This is a genomic window from Dehalococcoidia bacterium (genome assembly GCA_025054935.1).
Taxonomy (GTDB): domain Bacteria; phylum Chloroflexota; class Dehalococcoidia; order SpSt-223; family SpSt-223; genus JANWZD01.
In genome coordinates, this window is sequence record JANWZD010000003.1 from 164268 (window position 1) to 190169 (window position 25902).

General features: G+C 68.3%; 19 protein-coding genes. 6 read left to right on the forward strand and 13 right to left on the reverse strand.

The window, feature by feature from the left end; all coding sequences use genetic code 11:
* Window positions 1-279: 279 nt before the first annotated feature.
* The 7 genes from NZ773_05575 to NZ773_05605 are packed head-to-tail and all read right to left on the reverse strand — an operon-like array spanning window position 280 to window position 14136.
* Window positions 280-2670, reverse strand: coding sequence for a DUF2079 domain-containing protein (locus NZ773_05575; protein ID MCS6801394.1), 2391 nt, complete (start codon window positions 2668-2670; stop codon window positions 280-282).
* Window positions 2667-4706: a DUF4832 domain-containing protein gene (locus NZ773_05580; GenBank protein ID MCS6801395.1), complete on the reverse strand. Its 2040-nt coding sequence runs from the start codon at window positions 4704-4706 to the stop codon at window positions 2667-2669. Before NZ773_05580 ends, NZ773_05575 begins: the two co-directional genes overlap by 4 nt.
* Window positions 4703-6811: a hypothetical protein gene (locus NZ773_05585; protein MCS6801396.1), complete on the reverse strand. Its 2109-nt coding sequence runs from the start codon at window positions 6809-6811 to the stop codon at window positions 4703-4705. The genes NZ773_05580 and NZ773_05585 overlap by 4 nt, the downstream gene beginning before the upstream one ends.
* Complete coding sequence (locus NZ773_05590) at window positions 6808-8811, reverse strand: DUF2079 domain-containing protein (protein ID MCS6801397.1); 2004 nt, start codon at window positions 8809-8811, stop codon at window positions 6808-6810. Before NZ773_05590 ends, NZ773_05585 begins: the two co-directional genes overlap by 4 nt.
* Entirely contained in the window at window positions 8811-9542 is a 732-nt protein-coding gene (locus tag NZ773_05595) for a class I SAM-dependent methyltransferase (GenBank protein MCS6801398.1), read from the reverse strand. Before NZ773_05595 ends, NZ773_05590 begins: the two co-directional genes overlap by 1 nt.
* Window positions 9539-11755 carry a hypothetical protein gene (locus NZ773_05600; GenBank protein ID MCS6801399.1) on the reverse strand — a complete coding sequence of 739 codons (2217 nt, stop codon included), beginning with the start codon at window positions 11753-11755 and terminating at the stop codon, window positions 9539-9541. Before NZ773_05600 ends, NZ773_05595 begins: the two co-directional genes overlap by 4 nt.
* The gene (locus NZ773_05605) at window positions 11752-14136 is read right to left on the reverse strand and encodes a glycosyltransferase family 39 protein (protein ID MCS6801400.1); all 2385 of its coding nucleotides are present in this window, start codon (window positions 14134-14136) and stop codon (window positions 11752-11754) included. The genes NZ773_05600 and NZ773_05605 overlap by 4 nt, the downstream gene beginning before the upstream one ends.
* An 82-nt stretch (window positions 14137-14218) precedes the next feature.
* Here NZ773_05605 and NZ773_05610 point away from each other — a divergent pair, with 82 nt between their 5' ends.
* Together NZ773_05610 and NZ773_05615 are read left to right on the forward strand one after the other, a co-directional pair.
* The gene (locus tag NZ773_05610) at window positions 14219-14857 is read left to right on the forward strand and encodes a hypothetical protein (protein ID MCS6801401.1); all 639 of its coding nucleotides are present in this window, start codon (window positions 14219-14221) and stop codon (window positions 14855-14857) included.
* 141 nt (window positions 14858-14998) lie between these two features.
* Window positions 14999-15754: a glucose 1-dehydrogenase gene (locus tag NZ773_05615; GenBank protein ID MCS6801402.1), complete on the forward strand. Its 756-nt coding sequence runs from the start codon at window positions 14999-15001 to the stop codon at window positions 15752-15754.
* 115 nt (window positions 15755-15869) lie between these two features.
* Here NZ773_05615 and moaC read toward each other — a convergent pair whose 3' ends face one another.
* Both moaC and rdgB read right to left on the reverse strand, forming a co-directional pair.
* Window positions 15870-16373 carry a cyclic pyranopterin monophosphate synthase MoaC gene (moaC, locus tag NZ773_05620; protein ID MCS6801403.1) on the reverse strand — a complete coding sequence of 168 codons (504 nt, stop codon included), beginning with the start codon at window positions 16371-16373 and terminating at the stop codon, window positions 15870-15872.
* A complete protein-coding gene (gene rdgB, locus NZ773_05625; GenBank protein ID MCS6801404.1) occupies window positions 16370-16978 on the reverse strand; it encodes an RdgB/HAM1 family non-canonical purine NTP pyrophosphatase in 609 nt (202 codons plus the stop codon). Before rdgB ends, moaC begins: the two co-directional genes overlap by 4 nt.
* A gap of 37 nt (window positions 16979-17015) precedes the next feature.
* Here rdgB and NZ773_05630 point away from each other — a divergent pair, with 37 nt between their 5' ends.
* Complete coding sequence (locus NZ773_05630) at window positions 17016-17753, forward strand: SDR family oxidoreductase (protein ID MCS6801405.1); 738 nt, start codon at window positions 17016-17018, stop codon at window positions 17751-17753.
* A 36-nt stretch (window positions 17754-17789) separates the two neighbouring features.
* Here NZ773_05630 and NZ773_05635 read toward each other — a convergent pair whose 3' ends face one another.
* Window positions 17790-19592, reverse strand: coding sequence for an NYN domain-containing protein (locus NZ773_05635; protein ID MCS6801406.1), 1803 nt, complete (start codon window positions 19590-19592; stop codon window positions 17790-17792).
* Window positions 19593-19683: 91 nt separating this feature from the next.
* Here NZ773_05635 and NZ773_05640 point away from each other — a divergent pair, with 91 nt between their 5' ends.
* From NZ773_05640 to purS, 3 genes are read left to right on the forward strand one after another with little or no spacing between them, the layout of a single operon-like run.
* On the forward strand, window positions 19684-20901 hold the full coding sequence (locus NZ773_05640; GenBank protein ID MCS6801407.1) for a peptidase dimerization domain-containing protein: 1218 nt from the start codon (window positions 19684-19686) through the stop codon (window positions 20899-20901).
* Between the two features lie 29 nt (window positions 20902-20930).
* A complete protein-coding gene (locus NZ773_05645; GenBank protein MCS6801408.1) occupies window positions 20931-21845 on the forward strand; it encodes a phosphoribosylaminoimidazolesuccinocarboxamide synthase in 915 nt (304 codons plus the stop codon).
* Complete coding sequence (gene purS / locus NZ773_05650; GenBank protein MCS6801409.1) at window positions 21832-22080, forward strand: phosphoribosylformylglycinamidine synthase subunit PurS; 249 nt, start codon at window positions 21832-21834, stop codon at window positions 22078-22080. The genes NZ773_05645 and purS overlap by 14 nt, the downstream gene beginning before the upstream one ends.
* A gap of 47 nt (window positions 22081-22127) precedes the next feature.
* Here the strand turns inward: purS and NZ773_05655 are convergent, their stop codons facing one another.
* Genes NZ773_05655 through ftsH form a run of 3 tightly spaced genes read right to left on the reverse strand, consistent with a single transcriptional unit; the run spans window position 22128 to window position 25867 of the window.
* Window positions 22128-22622: an inorganic diphosphatase gene (locus NZ773_05655; GenBank protein ID MCS6801410.1), complete on the reverse strand. Its 495-nt coding sequence runs from the start codon at window positions 22620-22622 to the stop codon at window positions 22128-22130.
* Entirely contained in the window at window positions 22609-23970 is a 1362-nt protein-coding gene (locus NZ773_05660; GenBank protein ID MCS6801411.1) for a diguanylate cyclase, read from the reverse strand. Before NZ773_05660 ends, NZ773_05655 begins: the two co-directional genes overlap by 14 nt.
* Before the next feature lie 34 nt (window positions 23971-24004).
* Entirely contained in the window at window positions 24005-25867 is a 1863-nt protein-coding gene (gene ftsH / locus NZ773_05665) for an ATP-dependent zinc metalloprotease FtsH (GenBank protein ID MCS6801412.1), read from the reverse strand.
* Window positions 25868-25902: the final 35 nt, after the last annotated feature.

Below are 25902 nucleotides of genomic sequence, written 5' to 3' on the forward strand. Positions count from 1 at the left end.
ACGCTTCGGGGCAGCGTTACTGTCCTTGAGGTGAAAGATGGCCCGAGTGGTTTGCGCCCATTGCGGCGGCACGATACTCCGCAGCGAGGACGGGCCGGAATGCCTGAATTGCGGCCGGCCGCTGTACGCGCCTGTCGTCCAGCCGCCGGCGAAGCGGGTCTATCTCCCCGGCGCCCCCGGCCCGCGACGGGCGGACACGCGCGTGGCGCATCGACGGCGCACCTAGCGCTCTCCTCCGCCGGCCCCGCCGCTCGCGGAGCGATTTCCTTGCGGCGTCGGTCAGCGTCTGAGGCGCAGAGCGCCGGCGAGAGCGGCATCCGCTCCGGGCGGGCCAAGCCGTTCACCGCTGTGCGCGTCGTACAGCCCGGCAAGAAGCTGATAATCGCCCGGAGGAAGGTCGCGCGGCAGCGGGAGTGTGCGCCGGTCGGCAATGATCTCCCGCGCCTGCCAGCTTGTTGTCGGCCGGAGGCCGGAGGCCGGTGGCCCGTCGCGCTGTGAGACGAGCTGCCCCTCCGGACCAACGAGATGCAGGAAGACGACGTAGTCGCGCTCTAGCCGCTGGTCGGCACGCCAGTAAAGGTCGAGCGTCAATTCGCCGCCAGCGGTCAGCTCTGCGGGAAGCGGCGAGATCCCCGCAAGCTGAACCCCGCCCCCAACGGGCGTGTCGAGACGACGGGCAGATGCCGGCAGTTCGCGCAGCGGCCGCGGCGTTACGTCGTGCACCGCTCGGCCGTCTGCGTGGAGCACCGCGAGGCGCACTATGCCGTCGCGCACGGTCAGTTCGCGGTCACTCTCCCCAAGCTGGGCGGGCAGCCGACTGCCGATATCCCAGGGGCTGCCGCCATTTGTCGCGACAAGGGAGACGGTAAACCGGCCGGGACGCCGCCAGCGGCCGAAGGTCGGCGTCATCGCTTGGAAGGCGCTCGTTCCCCAGAACGTCGGCGGCAGAAAGGTCGGTCCGGGCAGCTGCCAGGTCTCGTCGCGCGCTGAAGGCGGCCCCTCTCCTTCGGTGACGACGAGGAACAGGCGGTCGCGGTCGTTGGGCTGCGGCCCGGCGCGCAGCGCCAAGACGAGGTACGGCGTCGACGGCGGCTCGGGGACAAGCGTGTAGCCCTCGAGGATCAGGCTCGCGCCGAACCGGACGACAGCGCGCTCGGCGGGCGGGGCCTCCCGGAGCTGGTTGCGGTAGCTGTCTTCGATCGTCGCCGCGTTCGGCGCTCCGCGCTGGAGCAGCAGGATGCCGTCCTCCGCTGCCACCAGCCCGTAGCCGCTCCTCAGCAGCTGACGCACCGTCTGATACTGGTCTTCCACGACCATCGGCACATTGCCCGGCCACGTGTCGAGGATAACCACATCAGAGTCGAGATTGCGCGGGTAGACGACGACCTGCCGCCGCTGGGTCAGGTGGGGGTTCAGCTGCGGCGTTGCGCTCACCGAGGCGTCCGGCGGCACGAGACGGAGGATCCGCCGCGCGACCTCGTAGTGCGGAACCGCCGGCTTCACCTCGAAATCCCAAGCGAGCGGCGTAAACCCGCGCACCCGGCTGTAGCCAAGCGTGAAGAGGAGCGTGAGCGCCGCCACGCCAACCAGCGCCGGGCTGCGCCAGCCGAACCGAGCGCCCCAGCGAACGAGCCGCGCTGCTCCGACGATCGCGGCCGCAACCATGAAGGGCACGATGGGCGCAGGATAGTGGTTGATCTCGGGGAGTTTCTGCAGCGGGCTGTTTGAGACGAGGTTTTCTGCCAGCGGCGGCAAGCCTAGGAGCGCGACCTCTGGCGCGAGCAGCGCGAGGAAGGCGACCGGCAGCAGCAGGGCGAGCAGATAACCGGCTGGGTCACCGTCGGCGACCAAGGGGAGGGCGCGCCAGGGCTGGAAGATCATCGTGAAGATGATCTCCGGCACCGAGCTTCCGAGGTCGCGATAGCGCGGCAGATAGGGCGACGCGCCGCTCGGGTTGAACGACGGGATGACCAAAAGGTTGACGAAGAGAAACCAGAGGGTGGCGAGCGCGACGGTCGCGCCGCCCAGCCACCAGCGCCGCTGAAAGACGATGGCATACAGCCCCATGCCGATCGCCACGAGCGGCATATCTTCCTTGCAGGCGACTGCGAGCACGGTGCCGGCGACGAACAGCGCCGTCTTGCGCTCCAGCAGTCCGGCAACAGCGAGGGCGAAGAACGGCGCGGTCAGGGTGAGCGGGTGGAACTCATACAGCACCGCCGCTTGGAGCGCCGGGAACATCAAGTATGCCCCCGCGAACGGAAGTGCTGCCCAGCCCGAGCCGAGCCGCCGCCTTGCCAGCCAGAAGAGCGGGATCGCGCCCAGCCCGACGACTGCCGCTTGGAGGACGAGCAGCGTCAGCGGCGTCGGCGCAATCCAGTAGAGGGCAGCAATCGGGATCAGGATCGGCTCGACGTGCGCGCCGAGCCGGTTCGTTCCGCCGCGCCAGTTCGTCGACTCGAACCACCGCCCTTGGCTGGTGTTCCAGACCGCTTGGTCCATGTTGCCGAGGTCGTTGCCGGCGGTGCCGAAGGTGAGGTGGCGGTGGACCGAGAGCGCGGCGAAAAAGACCACGAAAGCGACGACCATCACCGCGAGCAGCAGCAGCGGCAGTTGCCGGCGCCACGAGAGCCGCGGGCGAAGGGAGCGCGCGGGACGAGGAGCAGTCATGAGCGCGTCACCCGAACCGTTCCGAGATCGACGCCGTCGCCTGCCGCGCCGCGCAGACGCTCTCCTGTCCGCGGGTCATAGAGACCGGCGCGCAGGCGGAAATCGCCGGCAGGAAGGTCAGGAGGCAGCAGCACGGTTTGGCGGTCGACAACGGTCTCCCCGGCCCGCCACGACGAGGTCGGCCGACTGCCGGCGGCGGGCGGCGCGTCGCGCTGGGCGACCAGCCGGCCGTCGCGGTCGAGCAGGTGGAGGTAGACAGTGTAGTCTGCAGCGAACGGCGCCGTCGCCTCCCAGTCGAGCCGGACCGGCAGCAGTGTTCCCGCTGCCGCGCGCTCCGGCAGCGCCACGGCAGCAAGCCGTGCTTGTCCGAGGTCAGCGTCGAGACGCCGGCTCGGGGGCAGCGGCAGCGGCATCCAGCGGGTGAGCCGCAGCCCCGACTCGATCCGCGTCTCGACGGCAAACCGGTCGCGGGCGAGCGCGGCGGTGAGCGATGGGCCGACCCGCCGCCCTTCCTCGCTGTCGATATACACCTCCCAGACCTCGCCCGCGGGGAGCCGCGGCGGTCGGTCGGCGACAACAAGCCGCGTCTCGAGGCGGCCCCGCAGCAGCGGCGTCAGCCGGTCGTACAGCCCGCGGTCGCTGAACATTGCCGTCCCGCTGCCCGCTCGAAGCGCTTCCACCGCCTCGCGCGCCGACTCGCTTGGCAGGCGCGTTGCGGCGTAGGTTGCGGTCGCGGAAAGCGTGACGGCGGCAAGGAGCGCGCCGAGAGCGAGGCCCGCCGGAACAGCGAGCCGGGGAGTGAACGGCGAACGCCGCTGCCAGAGCGCCGCGGCGAGGTCGACCGCGAGGATAAGGAGCACTCCCGTGCGCGCCAGCACCGTCGTGACGAGCACCGCCGGCTGGTCGGCGAAGAGCAGCAGCGCCAGCGGATATTCGACGAGGTTGATCGTGGAGAGAACCAAGGCGTAGCCGAGGCCGCGTCCGTCCGGCCAGAGGAGGACGAGCGGGGCGAGGAGATAGACGAGAAATTGCGGGCTGTAACCTTTCGAGGCGAGGAAGAAGAGCACGAGGGCGAGGCCTGTCGCCGCGACAACGGTTTGCGCCTCCCAGCGGCGGACCCGAAGCACGATCCCGCCGCCGACCAGCGCTGCGATGCCGAGCACGGGCAGCATCGGGATGCGTGTCGGCCGTTCAGTCTGGGTGGCGGTCGCGGGGTCGAGCCGCATCTCCGGCCGGGCGACTGCGCCGCCGCTGTAATAGCCGTCGGCAAGCGCCCAGACGGTCTCCCAGCTGCCGCGCGCGAGCAGGCTCTCCGCCGAGGCGCGCGCCATTACCGGGTTGGCCACGACGAACGGCGCCGCGATCAGCGCCGCCGTCGCCGCTGCTGCCACGCAGAGCAGGCTGGCCGCTCCGCGCCGTCCGCTTCGCCAGAGGGCGACCGCGCCGACGGGAACCGCAAGGCCCGGGATCAGCTTCACCATGATCCCAACCCCCGCTGCCGCGCCGGCAAGTGCGGCCCAGCGTCTCGCCGCGCCGTCGAAGGCGCGCAGGAGCAGCGCCAGCGCGAGCAGCAGGAAGAACAGGGGATAACTTTCGAAGCCCGCCGCCCAGAAGAAGACAGGCGGAAAAAGGAGCGCCCAGATCCAGGCGGCGAGCAGACCGCGGTCCGGCCAGCCAACTCGGCTCGCGATCCAGCCGAGAAGCAGCAGGTTGCCGACCTCGAACAGCAGCAAGATTGTCCCGAAGACGACGCTGAACCCGAAATGCGGGGTGTCCCACAGGGGGATGAGCGCCGACAGCCGATAGGCGACGACAACGAGCCACGGAAAGAGCGGCGGATGTTCCATCCAGAAGTCGAGGTAGGGGTAGCGGCCGACATCGGTGAAGCGGGCCCAGCCTTCGAAAAAGTAGTAGTCGTTCCAGTCCGCGATGTAGCCGACCGGCCGCAGCACCGCTGGGATAGCGATCCGCAGCCCGACGAAGGCGAGCACAAGGATCGCCCAGCCGGCGCGCCGCTGGGACGGAGATAGGATCATGGCCGCACCCGCACGACGCCGAGGTCGGCGGCATCACCGCCGCCGGCGAGCGGCAGGCGTGCTCCGCTGGCGTCGTACAGCCCGGCGCGCAGGCGGAACTCCCCGGCAGGAAGAACGAGCGCGCGCCGGTCGACGACCGTTTCGCCCGGCTGCCATTCCGTCGTCGGCCGCGTTCCGCCGGCGGGCGGGCCGTCGCGCTGGGCGACCAGCTGCCCCGCGGCGTCGTAGGCATGAAGGAAGACCGAATACGGCGGCAAGGGACCGCTCGCGCTCCAGACGAGGGCGACCGGGATGACTTCGCCGGCGCGGGGGGCTCGTCCCACCTCGGCGCGCTCCAGCGTCACGCCGCCGCCGAATGCCGCTCCCGGCACAGGGTCGAGCGGCCCGGCAGCGACAAAGCGGGCGATGCGCGCATTTTCCAGCCATGTCTCGCCGGCGGGAAAGAGGCGCGCCGCTAGCCAGCGCTCGACGGCCGCGTTCCGCGCCCGGTCTTCGTCTGTCCCGGAGAAGACGAGGGCGACCGGCCCGCTGCGTCCGCCTTCAGCGAGGAGGTGAGCGGAGCGGGTCGTCCAGTCGGGGGCCGCGCTGCTGACGTCGAGCAGGTGGACCGCCTGGCGGAGCCCGAGGAAGGGACGGATTGCGGTGTAAAGGACGGGGTCAGTCAGCAGCACCATTCCGCCCTCGGCCTGAAGCGTCTCCATCAGCGGCCGGTAGGGATGGGAGTGAAAGGCGTCGTCGTAATACGCCCACGCCATGCCCACCGTTCCGGCAAGCAGCACGCCGGTCGCCCCGACCGCCGCCGCCCGGCGCATTCCTGTCGGGATCACGAGCGGTCGAAGCAGCCCCCAGCATTCGGCGGCGAGCGCCGCCAGCAGCGCGGTCCGGAACAGGACGAGGAAGGTCAGGATCGCGGCATTCTCGCCGAGCATCGCCAGCCAGAACGGCCATTCGAGGAGGTTGACCGCCGAGAGGAGCAGCGCGGAGACTGTCCCGCGCAGCGATGGCCACAGCAACGCAATCAGCGCCAGCGGGTAGACGACGAACTGCGCGCTCCAGCCCTTCGAGGCGAGCAGCACGACGAGGAGGCTAAACGCCCCGAGCGCGACCACGGTGAGGGGCTGGCGCCAATCGTGGCGCCGGGTGACGGCGAGCCCGATGATCGCTCCGGCAGCGAGCGTGACGACAGTCCACGGAAAGCGTGCCGGATGCTGCGCCTGATAGGCGACCGTCGGGTCAAACCGCTGCTCGACCGGGGCGACGAGGCCGCCGCCGTAATAGCCGTCGATCAGCGCGTAGATCGTCTCCCAGGAAGAGCGGGTGACAATGCTGGCGTAGGAGGCGAGCGTCATCTCGGGATTGGCAAGGAAGAACGGAAGCGCCACGGCGAGCATGGTAAGGCCGAGAGTCGCGCCGAAGAGCAGGGCGGCCGCGCGCCCTGCTGACCAGAAGGCGGCCAGCGCCGCCGGCGCGACGGCGAGGGGCAGCACTTTGTACTGCGCTCCAAGGCCGAGGATGACGCCTGCGAGCGCGGCTCGCAGGAGCGGCCGGCGCGCGCCGGGCAGCGCGAGCCAGAGGGTCGCGAGGATCGCCAGCACGGCCGGCCCGTCAAACCCGGAGAGGAAGAAGTAGAGCGGTGCCAGCAGCGACGCCCAGATTGCCGCTCCGAGCAGCGCGGCGAGGTCCCCCCAGAGGCGGCGCCCGATCTGGAAGAGGAGGAGCAGGGTCAGCGCTTCGACCGCCAGCAGCGGCAGTCCGGTCGTGAGCGAAAACCAGAGCTGCGGGTCGCGCCACGGCGGGAGCCATCCTGCCAGCCAGTGCGCCGCAATTCCGAAGTAGGGGAGCAGGGGCGGGTACTCCATCCAAAAGTCGACGAAGGGCAGATAGCCGGCGTCGACGTAGCGCAGCCAGAAGCCGAAAAAGTAGCGCTCCGACCAGTCGACGACATAGCCGCCGGGCCGCCACGAGAGGAGGGCTGCCAGTCGGAACGCGACGAAGAGCGCGAGCAGCCCGACGAAGGCGCGGCTGGGGCGCCACGCGGGCTGGGCGGGCGATACCCTCGGGGGACCCGCTGTCGTTGCGGAGGAGGCAGTCTCGATGGCTGTCACTCGGCTACCTCGACGGTCGCGATCGGCGCTGAGAACCGGCCGGTCGAGTTGCCCGCCTCGTCGAAGACGGTCCACGGGCGCTTGCTGTAGTAGCTGTAGACCGCTGTGACGAGGGTGTAGCGCCCCGGCGCCGCGTCGGCGGGCACGGTGAGGAAATAGCGGTCGTAGTGAATGACCCCTTGGGCGATGCGGTCGTTCGTCAGCAGGCCGTCCCACGGCTCTTTATCCACTTGGGCGATGGCGCGGCCGTCAGAGGTCCACAGCTGGAGCGAGGTTGTCGACCGAAAGCGGACGCGGCGCACTTCGATCGGTGTCACCATCCGCCAGTAGAGGCCGACTGTCACGCGCTCTCCCGGCTGGAGGATCGTTTTCGGCAGGTCGTAGCCGACGAGCTCAATCTGGGGGCGGCCGCCCGCCGCAAAGCCGACCGTCAGCGGCTGTTGGATCGGCGGGACTGGCTTGCGCTTGAAGATGCCGTAGCCGCCGTCCTGCCAGAGCAGCTCATAAAGCGGGTTGTTCCACATCTCGTCGAGCGCGCGGCCGAAGTCTGCCGCGCTGAGCGGCCAGTAGTCGGCGAAGTTGTCGAGGACGACATACTCGGCGTCATGGATATTGGGGAAGACGTAGATCTGGCGGCGGTGGGCAAGATGAGGAACAAGGTCAGACTGCGCTGAGACCGAGGCGTCAGGCGGGATGCGCCGAAACGCCTCTTCAGCGTAGCGCAGCCGCTCGGTGATGGCAAACTGCTCTGGGTCATGCCGGCGGCCGATCGGCGTCGGGCCGAAGGTGATGCTGCTCGTCGCCGCCGCGATCAGCACGTAGCTGGCGAGGGCGTAGCGGCCGGCGAGGCTCGCGAACGGTCGCCGCCGCATCAGCCAGCCGAGTGCGACGATCGTCCCGCCCATGATGAACGGGATCAGCGGCGCGCTGTACTGGTTGACGATGTCGTACTGTTCGCGATAGTCGGAGAGGAGAAGGTAGCCGAAAATCGGGAGCGACAGCGCAAAGATCGGCAGCCCAAGCGGTCCGAGCAAGCCGACCGGCGCGAACAGCCGGACGAGATATTCCAGCCGCGGAACGGTCCAGAGATAGTCGAGCACCCAGAGCGGCCGAGTGACGATCGTCAGCAGAATTTCCGGGATCGAATTGCCCAGCTTGCCGTAGCGGACGACGAAGTAGTAGACGGGGCTATTCTGGAAGTAGGGCACGGCCCAGCCGACGGTAAATGCCAGCCAGGCTGCTCCGACGACAAGCAGCCCAATCCCCCACCGCCAGCGGCGGACGGCAAGGAGCGCGACGCCAAACGCCATCACCGGGATCGCGATCTCCTCGCGACAGAGCAGCGCCAGCCCGAGGCAGCCCGCGAGCGGCACCATCCGCCGCGTGTCGAAGAAGAAGATCGCTGCCAGCAGCAGCGGGGTTGTGAGCGCAATCTCATGGAAATCGTAGAAATTGACGTAGTGGAGCGCAGGCAGCAGCAGGTAGGCCGCCGCGAGCAGGAGCGCGGCACCCCGGCTCCCCGTCCGTCGCCGCGCAAACAGGTAGACCGGGACCGCGCCGAGCGCGAGCGCGACGGTCTGGAGCAGGAGAAGCGCCCGCGGATCCGGCCACACCCAATAGAGCGGCACGAGTAGGAGAAAGATCGGCGCAAAATGCTGGCCGAGCAGATTGCCCGAGTACTCGATCATCACGGTGTTCTCGAACAACCGCCCTTGGCTGGTGTTCCAGAGCACTTGGGTGAAGATCCCGAGGTCGTAGGCGTGGCTTTTCAGCGCGTTATGGCGCCTGATCGCCAGTCCGCCGATCGCAGCGATGTACGCGACGATGAGGAAGGTGAGGCCGAGGCGGGCGAGGAGGGGCGCTCGCCCAGCCACCGCAAGGCGCAGCCGGGCGCCGGCGAGGCGCACCAGCAGCCAGACGATCGCCGCTCCACCGAGCGCCGCAGCGAGGGGCACGATCAGCTCGCCGACAAGGTCCAGTTCGCCAAGCGACCGCTGCATTACGGTTTCCGCGCGAGCGCCAGCACGCTCAAGCCGAACGGCAGGTCTGCCCACCGAAGCGCCTGCCCCTCGGCGGCCAAGATGGCGGCGAACAACTGGTTGAGCATCGGCGAGAGGGGTTTCACATCGGACTCGCCGCTCGACGAAGCGGTCGCCCATTCGAGGGCGCGCTTTGCTGCCGCCATCGGGAAGAGCGTGGTGTTCAGATAGCTGATCCGCACGACCTCAAGCCCTGTTTCCCGCAGCTTGGCGCGGAGCTCGCCGGCCGTATAGCGGTGGCGCGTGTGGACAGCGCGGTCGTGCGCTCCGCGCAGCCAGTCGTAGGCGGGCACGCGCACCAGCAGCCAGCCGCCTCGGCGCGTGACCCGCGCCATCTCTGCCAGCGCCAGCCGGTCATCCTCGACAGCCAGATGATAGAGAACCTCGAACGAGGTCACGAGGTCGAAGCTCTCGTCGGCGAAGGGAAGCGCTCCCACCGAGGCGCGGGCGATCGCCTCCGGCCGGCGCGTGGCGGCAAAGCGCAGCGCCTCGCGCGACAGGTCGACCCCGACTGGCCGGCCGTAGCGGGCGAGAAAGATGAGATTGGCGCCGGTGCCGCAGCCGGCATCGAGCACTCGTCCGACAGCGCCGACATAGCGGTCGAGCAGCGCCGCTGTCGCCCGGCGCATGCCGACATACCACCAGAAGCCATCTTCGCTCTCGTACATCACCCGGTATTCGACGCGCTTCACGGCCGCACCTGCACCGGCGGCAGTTCGACAAAGTCCGTCTCGCCCGCTGGGAGCCGGGCACCGGTCGCGAGGTCATACATTCCCACAATTAGGCGATATTCGCCGGGAGGCGGCGCGTTCAGCGTCACCGTCTCTCCGATCCGGTCGCCGGGGGCCCAAGCCGAGGTCGGATAGTGGCCGCCTTGGGGCTGCCCGTCATGCTGCGCGGCGACGCGGCCGCCCTCATCGAGCAGCTGCACAAACACGGTGTAGTCGAGCGGCGGGACCGCTTTCGCTTCCCACACGAGGTCGAGAGCGAGCGCTGCGCCAGGGGCGAGGCGGATTACGCCGCCGCTCGGGGCGGGGCGGGTCGTCACCCCAACGAGCCGGATCGCCTCGCCCAGCGGACGGTCGAGAGTGAGCGCCGGCGCGGCAGGAGACGGACCAACGACGACGATCCGCCCGAGGATGAGGCGCGTGTCGGTCTGTCCGTCCGGAGTGCGGACCGGCAGACGCTTGAAGTCGGTCACGGGGTAGAAGCCGATCTCGACAGAATACACCCCGGGCCGAGCGGTCGGCACGATCTGAACGCTTCGCTCGTCGTGGATCGCCTCCCCGGCGCGCCAGTAGCGCGTCGGATAGACATTGCGCGTCGGCGGGCCGTCGCGCTGACCGCCTTTCTCGAGCGACGGGTTCAGCAGGTGGACGAACAGCATGTAATGTTCGTTGAGATCGCGCAGCGGCTGCCACGTAAAGGAAAAGTGGACGACCTCGCCCGGACGGACGCGCTCCGGCTTCATGCGGTAGCCGACGAGGCGAATTTGATCGCCGAAGACCGCTCCGCTTGGCCGACCGACCTGCGCCGGGTCGTAACTGGCGGAGACAAGCTGCGGACTGGTCAGGAAGACGGCAATGCCGGCAACCGCTGCGGCCGCCCCGCCTGCCGCAAGCTGCCGCGTCTGGAGGCGGACCCCGCCGACGCGGAGCGTCCACCAGACGAAAAGGGCACTGTAGGCGACCGCGTTGACGAGCGTCAGGCTGAGGTGGCGGTAGTGCAGCCCGAGATCTTGGAGCTGGTCGTAGATCCCCGAGTCATGAAGGACTAGGTTGATCAAGAAGAGGGCTGAGAGCGTGAAATAGAGCCAGCGCAGCGCCCGTTCCCGCCACCAGATGAGCGAGAGCAGCGGCAGCACGGTGTAGGCGTGGGTCTCGTGGACGACCGTCATCACCATGAAGAGCGCCAGCCCAAGGTAGGCGGCGATCTCGAGCGTTCGCGTCTCGTCGTGCGTGCGCCAAGCGCGCCAGAGCGCGTAGAGAAAGAAAAGAGCGAGCAGGCCGATCGCGGTCAGCCGGTAGGAGAGCGGGCCGAGAAACGGCTCGGTGTCGCGGATCTGCCAGCCGTAGCCCCAGCCGACCAGCCACCAGAAGTTGTGCGCGTTGTTCGAGATGAAGGGGTCGTAGTCGGCCATCGCGAGCATCTGGTTGATAATTCCGTCGGCCGTCCCGGCGAGGAGGAACGGTCCGGTCGCGAGGAGCACGCCGACGACGATCCCTGCTGCGCCGCGGAGGCATCCGCGCAGCCCCTGCTCGCGCAGCGTGATCAGTGCCACCAGCGGTGCGAAGATATCGGCTTGCGGCTTGGTAAACACCCCAACCGAGATGAGCGCCCAGGCAAGAAAGGGCCGGCGCGAAAGCGCGAGCAGGAGCGAGCCGACGATGATGATCGCGTGCGGGGAGTCGGGCATTCCCCAGTAAGCGAGGTTGAACAGAACGGCCGGGTTGAAGGCGTAGGCGAAGGCGGCCGCCAGCCCCCATCCCTCGCCGCCGCGCCGCCGCACAAACCACCAGATCAGCGCTGCCAAGGCGAGGTCGAGCACGATGCCGGGCAGCCGGATCAGATAGGTGAACGCGGTTCGGCCAGTGTCGAACTCGGGTGAGAACCACGCTCGATAAAGGCGGACAGCGGCTTCCAGCCAGTAGAGAAAGACGGGCGGATAGTCCACTATCACCGGGCCGTCGTAGGCATGAACAACGCCGCGCTCGGCGATGATCCGCGCCCACGATTTGTAGACGTCAAGGTCCCACGCGTTGCCGCCCGCGCCAGCGAGCACGAGGCGCAGCGCCAATGCCAGCAGCAGCCCGCCGGCGAAGATTGCGGCGGCCTGCCTCGCGCTGCGCTGTCCTCCGCGTGCCGAACCGAGAGCGGGCGGGGGAGCAAGGGGCGGCGTTGTCATTGCGGCACCGTCACCTCGAGGACGACCAGCCGCCCCTCGCCCGCGGCCGTTGGCAGCCGCTCGCCGGTTGCTGGCCAGTACATTCCAACCTCGATGGCGTAGCGCCCGGGCGGCGCGGTCGGGTCCACCACGAAGCGGCGGGTGTCGCGAACGATCGTGCCCGGGCGCCACTGATGCGTCGGAAAGTCTCCGCGCAGCGGGTAGCCGTCATCTTGGCCCCAGAGCGGCGTGGCGTTCAGCGGATTGAGCTCACTTCCGCGGAGATGGGTGAAGACAACCCAAGAACGATCGAGGCGGCGCAGCGGCTGCCAGTCGAGCGTCACCTCAAGCGTCTCTCCGGGGCGCACCTGATCGCCGGAGACGAGCGGTCGCCCGCCGGCAGTGACGCTGGCGCCGGCCAGGCGGAGCCAGTCGCCAAATTCACCGACCGTCTGGAGCCGGGCGGCTGCCGGCGGCTGAGGGGCTGGCTCGGTACGATCGATCCGGAGCGTCGCAAGCCGCTGCCGCACCGCTGGCGTCTCGATCTCGAGCTGATACGTCCCTGACGGCGTATAGCGGTGGGCGACGAACTCGAATTGGCGGCGGAGAACGCTTCCGCTCGGGGCGCCCTCGTCATCGACAATCCACTCTTCCAGCGGGATGCCAGCCGTGTCGATCAGTCGAACCGCAAGCGGGCCGGCCGAGCGGTCTCCCGCGCGCCAGTAGAGCGCGATATGCCCGACATCGCCGGGCAGCAGCCGCCGTGCCGGCAGGTCATAGCCGAGGAGGCGACGGCCGCCCCCGAGGTCGCGGTCGAGCGGCACGGCAGGCGCGAGCCGCTCGACCGCGGGCGGCTCGCCGGCGCGGTCGAACAGCGCAAGCCGATTGTAGCCGTTTGGCTGCTCATACACCTTCGGCCGATTCGCCTCCAGCCAGCGGGCGATTTCGCCGCCCGGGTCTTGGAGGTGCGCTTCCGCTGCCACCAGCCAAATCCGACGGTGCTGTTCCGCAATCGGGCCGATGTCGCCTGCTGCGCTCGCCGCGGTCGCCGGCACCGTATACGGCAAACCGTACCAGCGGGGCGCATCCGGCATAGCCGGGAGATAGTAGTAGGTGAACAAGACCGCTCGGTCGCCCGAGACGAGCACCACGCCGTCCTCGGGGCGCGCATAGGCGCGCAGCGCGGCGATCATCGAGTCAAATTCGTCGCGATAGCGCCGCCCGTCGAGATAGTCGACGGTAAACCAGCCTGCGGCAAGCGCTGCGGCGAGGGTGACGGCGGCGCCCACCGGGCGCCACAGTCGGCCGATCGCGGCCAGCGCGCCTGCGATCACAAGCGCCGCCGCCGGCGCCGCGAGCAGGAAATAGCGCACCTCGAGCCGCGGCGAGTAGAACAGCGCGCGCGGCTGCGTTGCCGAGAAGACGACCAGCGGGACAGTGAGCAGGATAAACAGCGGGAGCAGCCAGCCGACCCCCCAGCCGAGGCGCGAGCGACAGAGCAGCAGCGAAAGGAGGGCGCCAATGGCCAGTGCGCCAAGCGCAAGCGCGACGCCCGGCCAGTAGCGGTCGATGTCCACCGAGACGCCCGTCGTCAGGACAACAGCGTACAGTTTGGCGAAGAGGGTCGGGTCGATCGGCTCCGCGGTTGACCAGGTGCGCATCCGCCCGCTGGCGAAGAGGAACCAGAGACCAAACAGTGCCGCAACGACGATCTGCGCGGTCGCCCACGCAACGGCAAAGCGCGCGCCGGCGCGGCGCGTGCGCTTGTCGAGCAGTCGGCGGAGCGCCACGACGCCAGCGAACAGGTTAATTGCGATCAAGACCGCCGCGCTCAGGTAGAGCGTCCAAAGGGCGAGGCTGGCGCTGACGACGAAACCGGCCCACCATCGCTCGCCGCGGGCGGCGCGGAGCGCGAAGAAGGAGGCGGCAAGCGTGAAGGCCGCTGCCGGGGCGTACATGCGCAGCTCTTGCGACCACCAGACCGGGAAGCGCGCCAGTGCCAGCAGCAGGGCCGCGATCAGCCCAACGCGCCAGCCGCCGAGAAGCCGGCCGACGGGAATGGCGAGCGCCACCGTCAGCGTGCCGGTCCAGACATCCACCAGCCGGCCCGCGAAGGCGCTCTCCCCCGCCAGCCGCACCTGCGCCCAGAGGAGCCAGAAGAAGACCGGGGGATGGACATCGGCTGCTGTCCAGAGGGTGGTGTCGAGCAGGCTCTGGCGGACCGCCCAGAATGCCAGCCCTTCGTCCCACCAGATGTTCTGCTCGCCGAGGCGGACGAGCCGCAGGCCAAAAGCAGCAAGCAGGATGAGGAGCGGAACAGCAAGACGCGGCCACGGTCGCGGTCGCGGGCCGGCCGCGGAAAGCTCCACTGCCGGTCGCGGAACCGTCCTCAGGGCGCTCACGAGGCGCGATTCTAGCAAACAGGCGACGGCTTTCCCTCGAGCAGCAGCGCCTGGTACGCTCCCTCCGAAGGAGTGCTGCTCGATGGCTGACACCTCTCTCGCACTCAATCAGCATCGCCGAGACACGCTCGACCGCTATCGCGGCGCGTTTCTGGGGCTCGCCCTCGCTGATGGGATAGCCGCTCGCGGGATCCTCGAACGCTGCGAAATGCTCCTCGCTCAGGAAGATGAGGCCGACCCGGACGGTTTCGAGGAGGGGGATGCTGCCGTAGCCGGCGCTCTCGCCGCGCTCTGGCAGGGAGGAGATGAAGCGTTGGCCGCCGAGTGGGTGGGACGGACGGCGAAGAAGGCGACAGCGCGGCAGGCGGCAGCAGTGATGGCGCGCATTCTCGCGGGCACATCTCGCGACGCGCTGCCGCCGCTTGGCGTGGCGACGGAGGCGCTCCGCGCAGCGGCGACGTTTGCAGAGGGACTGCGCTTTGTCGGTCCCCCCGAGCGGGCGCGTTACGGCATCCTCGCGGGCGCATTCTTCGGCGAAAGCGGCCTCGACGAAAGGGACGTAAGCCGGCTTCCGCTTCGCGCTGTCGCCCGCGCCGTTGCGGGGGCGATCGTCGAGCGCCTCTGGTTCCCTGCGCCGGCGGATGCGCCGATGATTGCCTGCGAGCATTGCCGAGCGCTGCTCGAGGGCGGGGGGACTGCGCCCGGGGCGTCCGAAGGATGAGGTCTCGCTTCCCCGGCCAGTGCTCACTCGACAAGTGAGGCGGCTCTCGACGATCCTAGGCAGTGACAGCCGGGCGGCATCCCTTCTCAGGGAGCGCTGCAAGCCGGCGGCGAGAATGTGCAGCGGGAGAGACGAGGCAAGATGACAAAGCGGTTCGACGGCAAAGTGATCCTGGTGACTGGTGGCGGCTCCGGGATTGGCGAGGCGTGCGTCAAGCAGTTCGCGGCAGAAGGCGGCAACGTCGTGGTTGCCGACATCGATCTTGCGGGGGCTGAGCGGGTTGTTGGCGAGGTGGTGAATGCGGGGGGAACGGCGCGTCCCGTCAAGGTTGATGTAGCCGACCCGGCCTCGGTTGAGGCAATGGTGCGCTTTACGGTGGAGACGTTTGGTCGGCTCGACGTGGCGGTGAACAATGCGGGCATCGGCGGCGAGGCGAACCCCGTCGGGTCGTACTCGATCGAAGGGTGGAAGCAGGTCATCGACGTCAACCTGAACGGCGTCTTCTACGGCATGCGCTACGAAATTCCGGCGATGCTGGCGAATGGCGGCGGCGTGATCGTCAACATGGCCTCTATTCTCGGCACAGTCACCTTTGCGAACGCCCCGGCCTATGTTGCTGCCAAGCATGCGGTCATCGGCCTGACCAAGTCAGCGGCCGTTGAGTATGCCACGGCGGGCATTCGGGCCGTCAGCGTCGGTCCTGCCTTTATTGTCACGCCGCTGCTGACCCGGCATCTGAACGAAGAGGCGATGCAGGCGATCACGCAGCTGCATCCGGTGAAGCGGATGGGCGCGCCGAAGGAGGTGGCGGCGTTGGTCTGTTTCCTCGCTTCGGATGAGGCGTCGTTCATCACCGGGAGCTACCACCTCGTCGACGGCGGCTACACTGCGCTCTAAGCTGCCGCAGGCAGGGGCGGCCGCGGCGCCCCGTGCGCGCGCTGGTACGCTGCCGAGGGCAGCGGCAGGCGGAGAAGGGGGAGAGCGCTCCGCTTGGTGCCGCTGGGGGGGAGGTTCACTCGCTGGAGGGGTGAGGAGAACGCCCACGCGCTTCAAGGTCGATCGTGCCGCTCCGCCCGCCGCTTTTGTGAACGAGCCGGACGGCCTCGATGCGCATGCTGCGGTCAACCGACTTCAGCATGTCGTAGATCGTGAGCGCCGCTACCGTCACCGCGGTCAGGGCTTCCATCTCCACCCCGGTGCGGCCGCGCAGCGTGACGGTCGCCTCGATCTCGATAGCGTCCTCGCCGAGCTCGAACGACAGGTCAACCGCGGAAAGCGGGAGCGGATGGCAGAGGGGAATGAGATCGGGGGTCCGCTTTGCCCCCATGATCCCCGCAATCTGCGCGACCGCGAGCACATCGCCTTTGCTTGCCCGTCCCTCGCGGACGAGGGCGGCGGTCTCTGGCCGCATCGTCACGCGGCCGCGCGCGATCGCGACCCGCAGCGTCTCTTCCTTGGCAGACACGTCGACCATGCGGGCGCGGCCGCGTTCATCGAAATGCGTCAGGTCGCTCATACGCCCACTTTCGCCCGCTCGCTCAGCCACGCGCGCGCCGCCGCGATCGCTTGGCCGCGGTGGGAGAGGCGCTGCTTCTCCTCAAGGGTGAGTTCGGCCATCGTCCGCGTCTCGCCGCGCGGCTGGAAGATGGGGTCGTAGCCGAACCCGCCCGTTCCTCGCGGCATCGTTGTGATTATCCCCTCGCAGACGCCGCGAAAGGTGACGACGGAACCAGTGGGGTCGGCAATGGCAATGAGGGCGACAAATCGCGCCGAGCGGCGCTCTGGCGGGAGATCTGCCAGCTGTTCGAGAAGGAGGCGAACGCGGCCAGCGTCATCGAGCCCCGGGCCGCCAAACCGCGCGGACTCTACCCCCGGCGCGCCGCCCAAGGCGTCGACCTCAAGCCCCGAGTCGTCGGCGAGGGCGAGGCATTCGCCCATCGCGGCGTATGCAGTCGCTTTCAGGATGGCATTCTCTTCGAAGGTGGTGCCGATCTCCTCAACCGAGGCGCGGATGCCGAGGTCGGCCGGGGTTACAAGCCGGTAGGGCAGGTCCGCGAGCGCTTGGCGAAGCTCGCGCAGCTTGCCGGGGTTCGTGGAGGCGATCAGCAGCAGCTCCGTCATGGAACAGTATAGTAGCACCGCTCGAAGGAGGAGAGGGATGCTGCTTGAAGGCAAGGTCGCGCTTGTGACGGGCGGGGTCAGCGGAATTGGCCGCGCGGTGGCCCTCCGGTTTGCTGCGGAAGGAGCGGCCGGGGTCGCCGTTAACTACTCGCGGTCAGAGCAGGAGGCGGCCGACACGGTTGCCATGCTGGGAGAGCGGGGCATCGCCATCCGCGCCGATGTCGCCGACTCGGCGCAGGTCCGGCGGATGGTCGATGCGGTGGTCGCGCGTTTCGGCCGGATCGACATCCTCGTCAACAACGCAGCGACAACGCGCTACTGCAGTTTCGACGAGGTGGATGAGGCGCTGTGGACGCGGGTGCTGGCGGTCAACTTGAATGGGCCGTTCTTTTGCATCAAGGCGGTTGTCCCCTACATGCGGGCACAGGGCAAGGGGGTCATCGTCAATGTCTCGTCGGTCGGCGGCATCGCGCCGGTCGGCAGTTCTGCGGCCTATTCTGTCTCCAAAGCAGGGCTGAACCATCTCACCCGCGTCGCCGCGAAAGCGCTGGGGCCGGTCATCCGCGTCAATGGGGTTGCCCCCGGGCTCGTCTTCACGCGCTGGAATGCTGACCGCCCGCGCGAGGCCCAAGAAGCGCAGATCCAAGAAGCGCCCCTCAAAATGGGCGGCCAGCCGGAGGATATCGCCAATGCGGTGCTGTTCTTCGCCTCCGATCAGTCGCGCTTCATCACCGGCCAGACGCTCATCGTTGACGGCGGGCGGTTCATGCAGTGAACCGCCCCCACGCTGAATGCGGCGGAAGCGGCGCTGCTACCGCCGTCGCCTCCCGGAGCGGCGCGCGGGAGACGGCGCGGCCGCAGGCGCAGTCTCGATCAGCTCGGTGATCTCCGCGCTGTCGGGGTCGGTGCGCGGCGGCGCTTCGAGGCTGGCCGGAAGCGGCTCGGGGGTGAGGTCGTTAGTGTCGGGGTCGCTGCCGGGCGGGGCTTCGGCGCTCGCGGGCGGGGCGTTCGGGGTCAGGTCTGCCGTGTCAGGGTCGGTTGCCGGCGGCGTTTCCGCCGGGGGAACGCGTTCGGCGCGGCGACGCCGCGAGCGCGGTTTCGCTGCCGCGGCAGCCTGTTCGGCGGCTTCGCGAAACGCTTCCGGGGCGCCTTCTGCCTCGAACAAAATCGTGAGCGGGTCCGGTGCCGGACGCGGCTCGGCCGCTTCGATCGGCAGCGGGGCGCCGGTCTCGGCGTCGCCCATTTCGGAGCGGCGTCGGCGGTCACGCCCGTACTGCTCTTCGAGATCGGCGGCGATCATCGCAACCCCAGGGTCGACCCCGCCGCTCTCCTCAGCGAGATGGGCAAGCGCTGCTTCAGCGGCAGTGGGCTCTTCTTCCGCGTGAACGATCACGCGGCCGAGGAGAGACTCGAGCGGCGGACGCACCACTTCAATCTCCTCCTCGCTCGGCTCGCTCACGACCCCGGCTGTCTCTTCCGGCTCGGTAGCGCGCGAGCTGGTTGCCGCGGCACGGATGGGACCGATAGGCGGTTCCTCTCGTCGGACCCCCTCGAGGATCGGCGGCGATGGCTCGACGAGCGGCTCTGCTTCAGGCGCTGGCGGTCGCCGCGGGGTGCTGGAAGAAGGCAGAGGACGCGGTCGAGGTTGAACAGCTTCCTCGGGCTGACGGCGCGACTCGAGCTGAGCAAGCACTTCCGGCCGACGGAAGGGAAGACGGCGTCCGGGTTGGGGCGCGCTCGCGGCGGCGGGCTCGCTCCGCTGGGGGAGGGGCAGAGGAGCGAGGGTGCCGGCGCTCGCTTCATCAACGATCCCCGCTTCGTTGATCGCCTCGGCGAGGTCCATCTGTGGTGCGACGGCGTCCGGGGCGCTCTCCTCGGTGCGGGGTGTCTCGCTCCGGCTGCCGCGTCGCCGTCGCCGCCGCCGTTTCGACGAACTCGGCGCCGGCGCCTCGGCAGAAGAAGGCTCGGTCACCGGGGCGGCGGCGACGGGCGGCACGACCGCCGGGGGAACGCCGGCGTCTTCCATCGCGTCGCTCGCGGCGCCGGGCGCAGTCGGCTGCGGACGATACGCCGGCTGAAGCGCGCCGGAGAGCGGCGTCTGGCCTGCAGGCATGGGAACGCCCCGGCGGCGTGGGCCGCCGACAAGCTCGCGGTAGGTGACCAAGCGGTCGGCCGATTGGGCCAGCTGGGCGGCGGTGTAATCGCTCCCGACGACCACGACATGGGCACCGCGCAGCCGCGCCATTCGCACGAGGGGCATCAGGTCCTTATCGGAGGAGACGACAACAAGCACATCAGGCCGGAGCAGATGCAGCAGATCAACCCCATCAGCGACGAGCGCGGTATCGGCGACGCTCTTTCCGCTTCCCTGTTGGCCGAGAGCGGGCTGGAACACCGGCGCGAAGGCCGGCTCAACTCCCGTCCGATACACCATCATGCGCACGTTCGGGTCATCCCACGAACCGTAAGCGCGGGCGGCAACCACGGTGCCGAGGGTCTGCGCATAGGCGACAACGGGGCTCAGGTCGGCAATCGTCTGGAGGTCGCGTCGAACACAGATCTCGAAGTTGTCGTAGTCAATGAGGAGAACAACTCGACCGTTCTGAGAAACCACGCTTTTCCTCGTCAGTCATCTGGAACGATCCAGGTGACGATGTCTCATCGCTCGAATTATAGTCCGCTGCTCGATTCAGTATGATCAACAGATGACACTGCGCAAACGCCACCTTGCGGCTGTAGACGAAGCAGCGCGCACCGGCATCGATCGGCTCGCCGCTCTTGCCGGCGACCTCGCGAACTGCCCGGAGCCGGGGTTTGCGGAGTATGGCGCGGCTGCGCGCCTCACCGGCGCGCTGTCAGCGGCGGGCTTCACGGTCGAGCAGCCGATTGCGGGCCTCGACACCGCCTTTCGGGCCTCGCTCGGGCAGGGGCGTCCAGCTCTTGCCATCTTTCTTGAGTACGACGCGCATCCGGAAGCGGGCCATCTCGCAGGAAAGCATCTTGCGGCTGCCGCGAGCGTCAGCGCCCTCGCCGCGCTCGCGGCAGTCGGGGACATACCCGGTCGTCTCCTCGCGATCGGCGCGCCCGCCTCTGAGCCGGATCAGCGCGGCGCGGGCGGGAAGGCACTCCTCCTTGAGCGCGGGCTGCTTGATGAGGTCGACGCGGCGTTCCTGCTCGTCGCGACCAACAGCCGGCGGCCGCGTCTCACGAGCGCGCCGGCTGGACAGCTGATCGAACTGCGATTCACGGGGAAGGCGTCTCATGCTGCCTCAGCGCCGGAACGGGGGATCAACGCGCTCGAGGCGGCGCTCGGCACGTTTCTGCTCATCAATGCCGCGCGCCAGCATCTTCCGCCCGGGGCGCGGATAGACGGGGTCGTGCCGAATGGCGGCGCTGCGCCGAACATTGTGCCGGAGAAGGCAGCGGCACGGTTCTGGGTCCGCGCTCCCGAGCCGTTCAGCCTGCGCCGCGCGGCGCGGCGGCTGGTCCGGGCTGCGGAGGCGTCGGCGGCCGCTGCCGGGGCAACTGTTGAGCGAGAAGCGTACTCACGGCTTTTTCTCAATTTCATCGACTGCCCGCCGCTCGGCGAGCCGATGGCGGACGCGTGGCGGCGAGTGTATGACGGCGATCCGAGCGGTCCGTGGGAGCTCTCTGCGCCCACCGACTTCGGCAACGTTTCCCAGGTCATCCCCGCCCTCCTCGTTCCGCTCTTTGTGTCCGAGGCGCCGCCGAAAACGCCGGAATTTGCGGCGGCGACGATGACGAAAGAGGCGGTTGCTGCTGCGGCTGCTGCGGCGCGGGCGCTTGCCCTTGGCCTTGCCGCCCTGTTTGCTGCTCCCGACCGGATCGCGGCGGGCGCAGCCGATTTGGCGGCCCGGCAGGAGCGGCTGCGCGCCGTCGCGACAGCCGCCGCTGAGTTCTGATAGACTGCTCGCGCCTCAGCGGAGCGCGTGTGACCGTTCTTCTCGAGACCTTCCTGCCCAACCGGCTTCACCGCGGCAAAGTCCGCGATACCTACGATCTCGGCGATCGTCTCCTGATTGTGGCGACCGACCGGGTTTCGGCCTTTGATGTCGTGATGCGCGAGGGGATCCCGGACAAAGGCAAAGTGCTGACGTTGCTTTCGGCCTTCTGGTTTGAGCGCACCGCGGCGATCCAGCCAAACCATTTCATCGCTGTCGTGCGGGAGACCGGCTGGCCCTATGCGGAAGCGCTCCGCGAGCTGGCGGAGCCCATTCCCGACGAACTCGTTGACCGCGCCATGATCGTGCTCAAAGCCGAGCGGATCAACGTTGAATGCGTGGCACGGGGCTATCTTGCCGGCTCCGGGTGGGAGCAGTATCGCGAGACCGGAGCGGTCTGCGGCGTGCCGCTTCCGCCCGGACTGCGCGAAAGCGAAGCGCTCCCCGAACCGATCTTTACCCCCACCACCAAGGCGGAGACAGGGCACGACCTGCCGATGACGTTCGATGAGCTCGTGGCGCAGGTGGGCGGCGCGCTGGCCGAGCAACTGCGCGACCGCACGCTCGCCCTCTACCGTTTTGCCGCCGACTATGCGCTTCAGCGGGGAATTATCATCGCCGACACGAAATTCGAGTTCGGGCGCTACCGCGATCAGCTGATCGTGATCGACGAACTGCTCACCCCCGACAGCAGCCGCTTCTGGCCGGCGGACCAGTACCGTCCCGGGCGCCCACAGCCAAGCTTCGACAAGCAGCCGCTGCGCGATTGGCTCGCCGCTAGCGGCTGGAACCGCGAGCCGCCGCCGCCGCCGCTCCCCGACGAGGTGATTGCGGCAATGGCCGCGCGCTATCGCGAAGCCTACCGGCGGTTGACTGGTGAGGAGATTGAACGTGTGGCTCGCTAAAGTGATCGTCAGCTTGAAGCCGGTAGTCAATGACCCGCCTGGAATCACCATCCAGGGCGCGCTGCAGACGCTCGGATTCTCCGGCGTTCGCTCGGTCCGCTCCGGCAAATATTTCGAAGTGCGGCTCGAGGCCGCCGACGAAGAGAGCGCGCGCCAGCAGGTCGACGCAATGTGCAAGCAGCTGCTCGCGAACCCCGTGATCGAGGAGTATCGCTTCACGGTAGAGCCGCTCTAATCGCGGCAGCCCGACGCGCTCCCTCTCGCGCAGAGACCTGAGGGCGTTCATCCGGAAGCGAGGCGGGCGAGATAGCGCGCGCGTGCCTCTTCAAGCACGCGGAGGGCGAAGGCCGCGTCCCGCCAGCCGACGATCTCGCTCCCTTTGCCTTCTAGGCTCTTGTATGTCTGGAAGAAGTTTTCGATTTCGCGCTGCCAATGAAAGCCCAGCGCTTCGAGCGAGTCGATATGCGAGAGCCGCGGGTCGCCCACCGGCACCGCGATCAGCTTTCGGTCTTGGCCTTTGTCATCGATCATGTCGAGGCAGCCGATCGGAATTGCGGCGACATGGCAGCCCGGGAAGGTCGGCTCGTGAACGATCACGAGCGCATCGAGGGGGTCGCCATCCGGCTCGAGCGTTTCGGGGATGTAGCCGTAGTCGGCTGGATAGTGAACCGAGGAGTACAGCACGCGGTCGAGCCGAAAGACCCCGCGCCGATGGTCATACTCATATTTGTTGCGGCTGCCCGCCGGAATTTCGATCACGACCTCAATCGGGTTCATTGTCCAATCGTCTTTTCTGCCGACGCTTCGCGCGGTAGAGTGCGCGGTCGGCTCGGTGGAGAAGCGTTTCGGCGGAGGCGCCATCAGCAGGAAATGCTGCCCCGCCCACGGAAAACCAGACGGCAATGCGGTGTCCCTTCCAGGTGAGGGCGAGCGGGAGAGTTTGGCGGAGGCGGTGAATCACTAGCCGAACGCCGCGCCGGTCGGCATCGGGGAGGAGAACGGCGAACTCGTCGCCGCCGATCCGCGCCACAAAGTCGCTCGCCCGCGTCGCCCCCACGAGGGCGCGGCCAACCATCCGGAGAGCGGCGTCGCCGGCGGCGTGGCCGAACTGGTCGTTGATCGCTTTCATTCCGTCGATGTCGGCCATCACGACGCCGTACGCTTGAGCGGCGCGCTGGGCCCGCGCATGCTGCCGTCGCAGCGTATCTTCGAAGGCGCGCCGATTGGCGATGCCGGTCAGGGGGTCGGTCAGTGCCTCGCGAGCGAGCCGTTCGACCAAGTCGGCGCGCTCGAACGTCGTCGCGATCTCGTCGCAGATCGCCTCCACCATCGCGAGGTAGTCGGGAGAAAACGGCCCGACGGGACGAGTGTAGCCTAGCAGGAGCACCCCCCGCGGCCGGCCGCTGCCGAGGAGGGGCGCGGCGATTGCGGCGCGGAGGGAGGGAAACGACGCGCCGTCGCGGCGAGGAAGGTCGGTCGCGCAGGGCACCACGATCGCTTCGCGGGCGCGGAGCGCGAGGAGTACGAGCGGTTCATGCTCCCCTGCCCGCTCGACAAGCGCTGCCGGGTCGGCTCCCCAGCTGCCGAGGACGTGCAGCATCTCGTCGTCGTCGATCGTGTAGAGGGCGCCGACTTCCGCCTCGATGAGGGGAGGGAGCTGGTGGACGAGCGCGGCGACCGCATCGTGCAGCCGGTCGATACGGGCAAGCGTCCGCGAGAGCCGCTGGAGCCCTTCGAGCTGCCGCTGGACCCGGACGTGATCGGAAATATCTTCGACGAGCAGGACCACGCCGGACGCGCCGTCGCGGATCCGGGTGCAGAGAAATTCGACCGTCCGTCCTGACTGCGCGAGGGTAGAGCGAAACGAGAAGCGAGCAAGCGCTCCCTCCGCGACGCGGCGGAGCCCGTTCACGAGGCGAGCAGTCTCGCCCCGAAGAACGTCGTCGATGGGAACGCCGGCGAGCAGCCGCTGCTGGCTGGCGAGGTCGGGCGCGAACTGCTGGGCCGCTGCGTTGGAATAGACGATCCGCAGCTGAGCATCGAGCGCGAAAACAGCATGGTCGATGGAGTCGAGAATGGCCTGGAGGGTAGGCTGGGCTGACGGTGCCGCTACGTCGAACGTCATCCAGCCTCCCCGAAAGCTTCTCGCACGCGGGCGGTTAGGCGCTTGGTGCGGATGCCGGCATCGGCTCAGAGGGGCTGGTGGTCGAGGTTCCCTCGAGAATAGCGAGCAGCTCCTCGCCCTCGATGGTCTCGCGGGTCATCAGGGTTTGGGCAAGCGTGTCGAGGATAGCGCGGCGCTCGCGGAGGACCTGCTCTGCGCGCTGGTAGGCCTCATCGATGAGGGCATGGATTTCATTGTCGATCTGCTCGGCGACTTTTTCGCTGTAGTTCTTGGTCTCGGTGATCTCGCGGCCCAAGAACACCAATTCCTCGCGCCGACCGTAGGCGCGGGGGCCGAGCTTGTCGCTCATGCCGTATTCCATCACCATCCGCCGGGCGATCGTTGTGGCCCGTTCCAGATCGTTCTCTGCCCCCGTGGTCACCTCACCGAAGCGCAGCTTCTCCGCAGCATGACCGCCGAGCGCCCACGCGAGCATATCCTTGAACTGGCTGCGCGTGTAGAGATAGCGGTCTTCCGTGGGCAAGATGCGGGTGTAGCCGCCCATCATCCCGCGGGACACGACCGAAATCTTATGGACGGGGTCGACGTTCGGCATCGCGTGCGCGACCACGGCGTGCCCAGCCTCGTGGTACGCCGTGACCAGCCGCTCGCGCTCCGTGATCACCCGGCTTCTGCGCTCCGGGCCGGCGATCACGCGGTCGATCGCCTCTTCGAGTTCGTCCATCCCAATCAGCTTCTTGTTCCGCCGCGCCGCCAGGATCGCCGCCTCGTTCAGCAGGTTCGCGAGGTCCGCCCCGCTGAACCCCGGCGTCTGCTTCGCAATCGTCTCCAGATTGACCGTCCGGTCAAACGGCTTCCCCCGCGCATGCACCTCGAGGATCTGCTTCCGCCCGTTGATGTCCGGCCGGTCAAGCACCACTTGCCGGTCAAACCGGCCGGGACGCAGCAGCGCCGGGTCGAGAATGTCCGGCCGGTTCGTTGCCGCAATCACGATCACGTTGGTGTTGGTGTCGAAGCCGTCCATCTCGACGAGGATTTGGTTGAGCGTCTGCTCGCGCTCGTCATGGCTGCCCCCGAGGCCGGCGCCGCGCTGGCGGCCGACGGCGTCGATCTCATCGACGAAGACGATGCAGGGAGCGTTGCGCTTCGCTTGGTCGAACAGGTCGCGCACGCGGCTGGCGCCGACGCCGACGAACATCTCGACAAATTCCGAGCCGCTGATTGAGAAGAAGGGCACCCCCGCTTCACCGGCAACGGCCCGGCTGAGGAGGGTCTTGCCGGTGCCGGGCGGGCCGACGAGGAGGACGCCGCGGGGGATGCGGGCGCCGAGGGCGGCGAAGCGCTCGGGATATTTGAGGAACTCGACCACTTCCTGCAGTTCTTGCTTCGCCTCGGTCGCCCCGGCGACATCCGCGAAGGTGACAGTCGGCCGGTTCGCGGTGAACATGCGGGCGCGGCTCTTGCCGAAGTTCATGGCCTGGCTGTTCGTCCCTTGCGCTTGGCGCATCATGAACAGCAGGATCGCCCCGAAGAAGAGGAGCGGCAGAAAGTTGACGAAAAGCGTGATCCAGCTGCCGAACTGGCTCGGCTCTTTGACGACGATCTGGATCCCGTCCTGTCCGACCGGGATCCCCTCTCGCTCGAAAATCTGAACGAGGCTCGTGTTCGGCTCCTTGCGCGACGTAAACCGGTCCCGGTTGTTCGGCTGGTAGATCGTCAGCGCGTCGCCTTGAACCTCAATCTTGCTGATCTGCTGCTTGCGCGCCATGTCGAGCACCGTCGCCATGTCGATGCTCTGGCTTGGCTGCGAGGGCGGAAAGACGGTGAAGAAGATCGCGATGACCGCGACCAAGATGAGGAGATAGATGAAGCTGTTGCGGAGCCACCGAGAATCCATGCTGCTCTTTCCCGACGCCGGCCTCGGCCGACCAG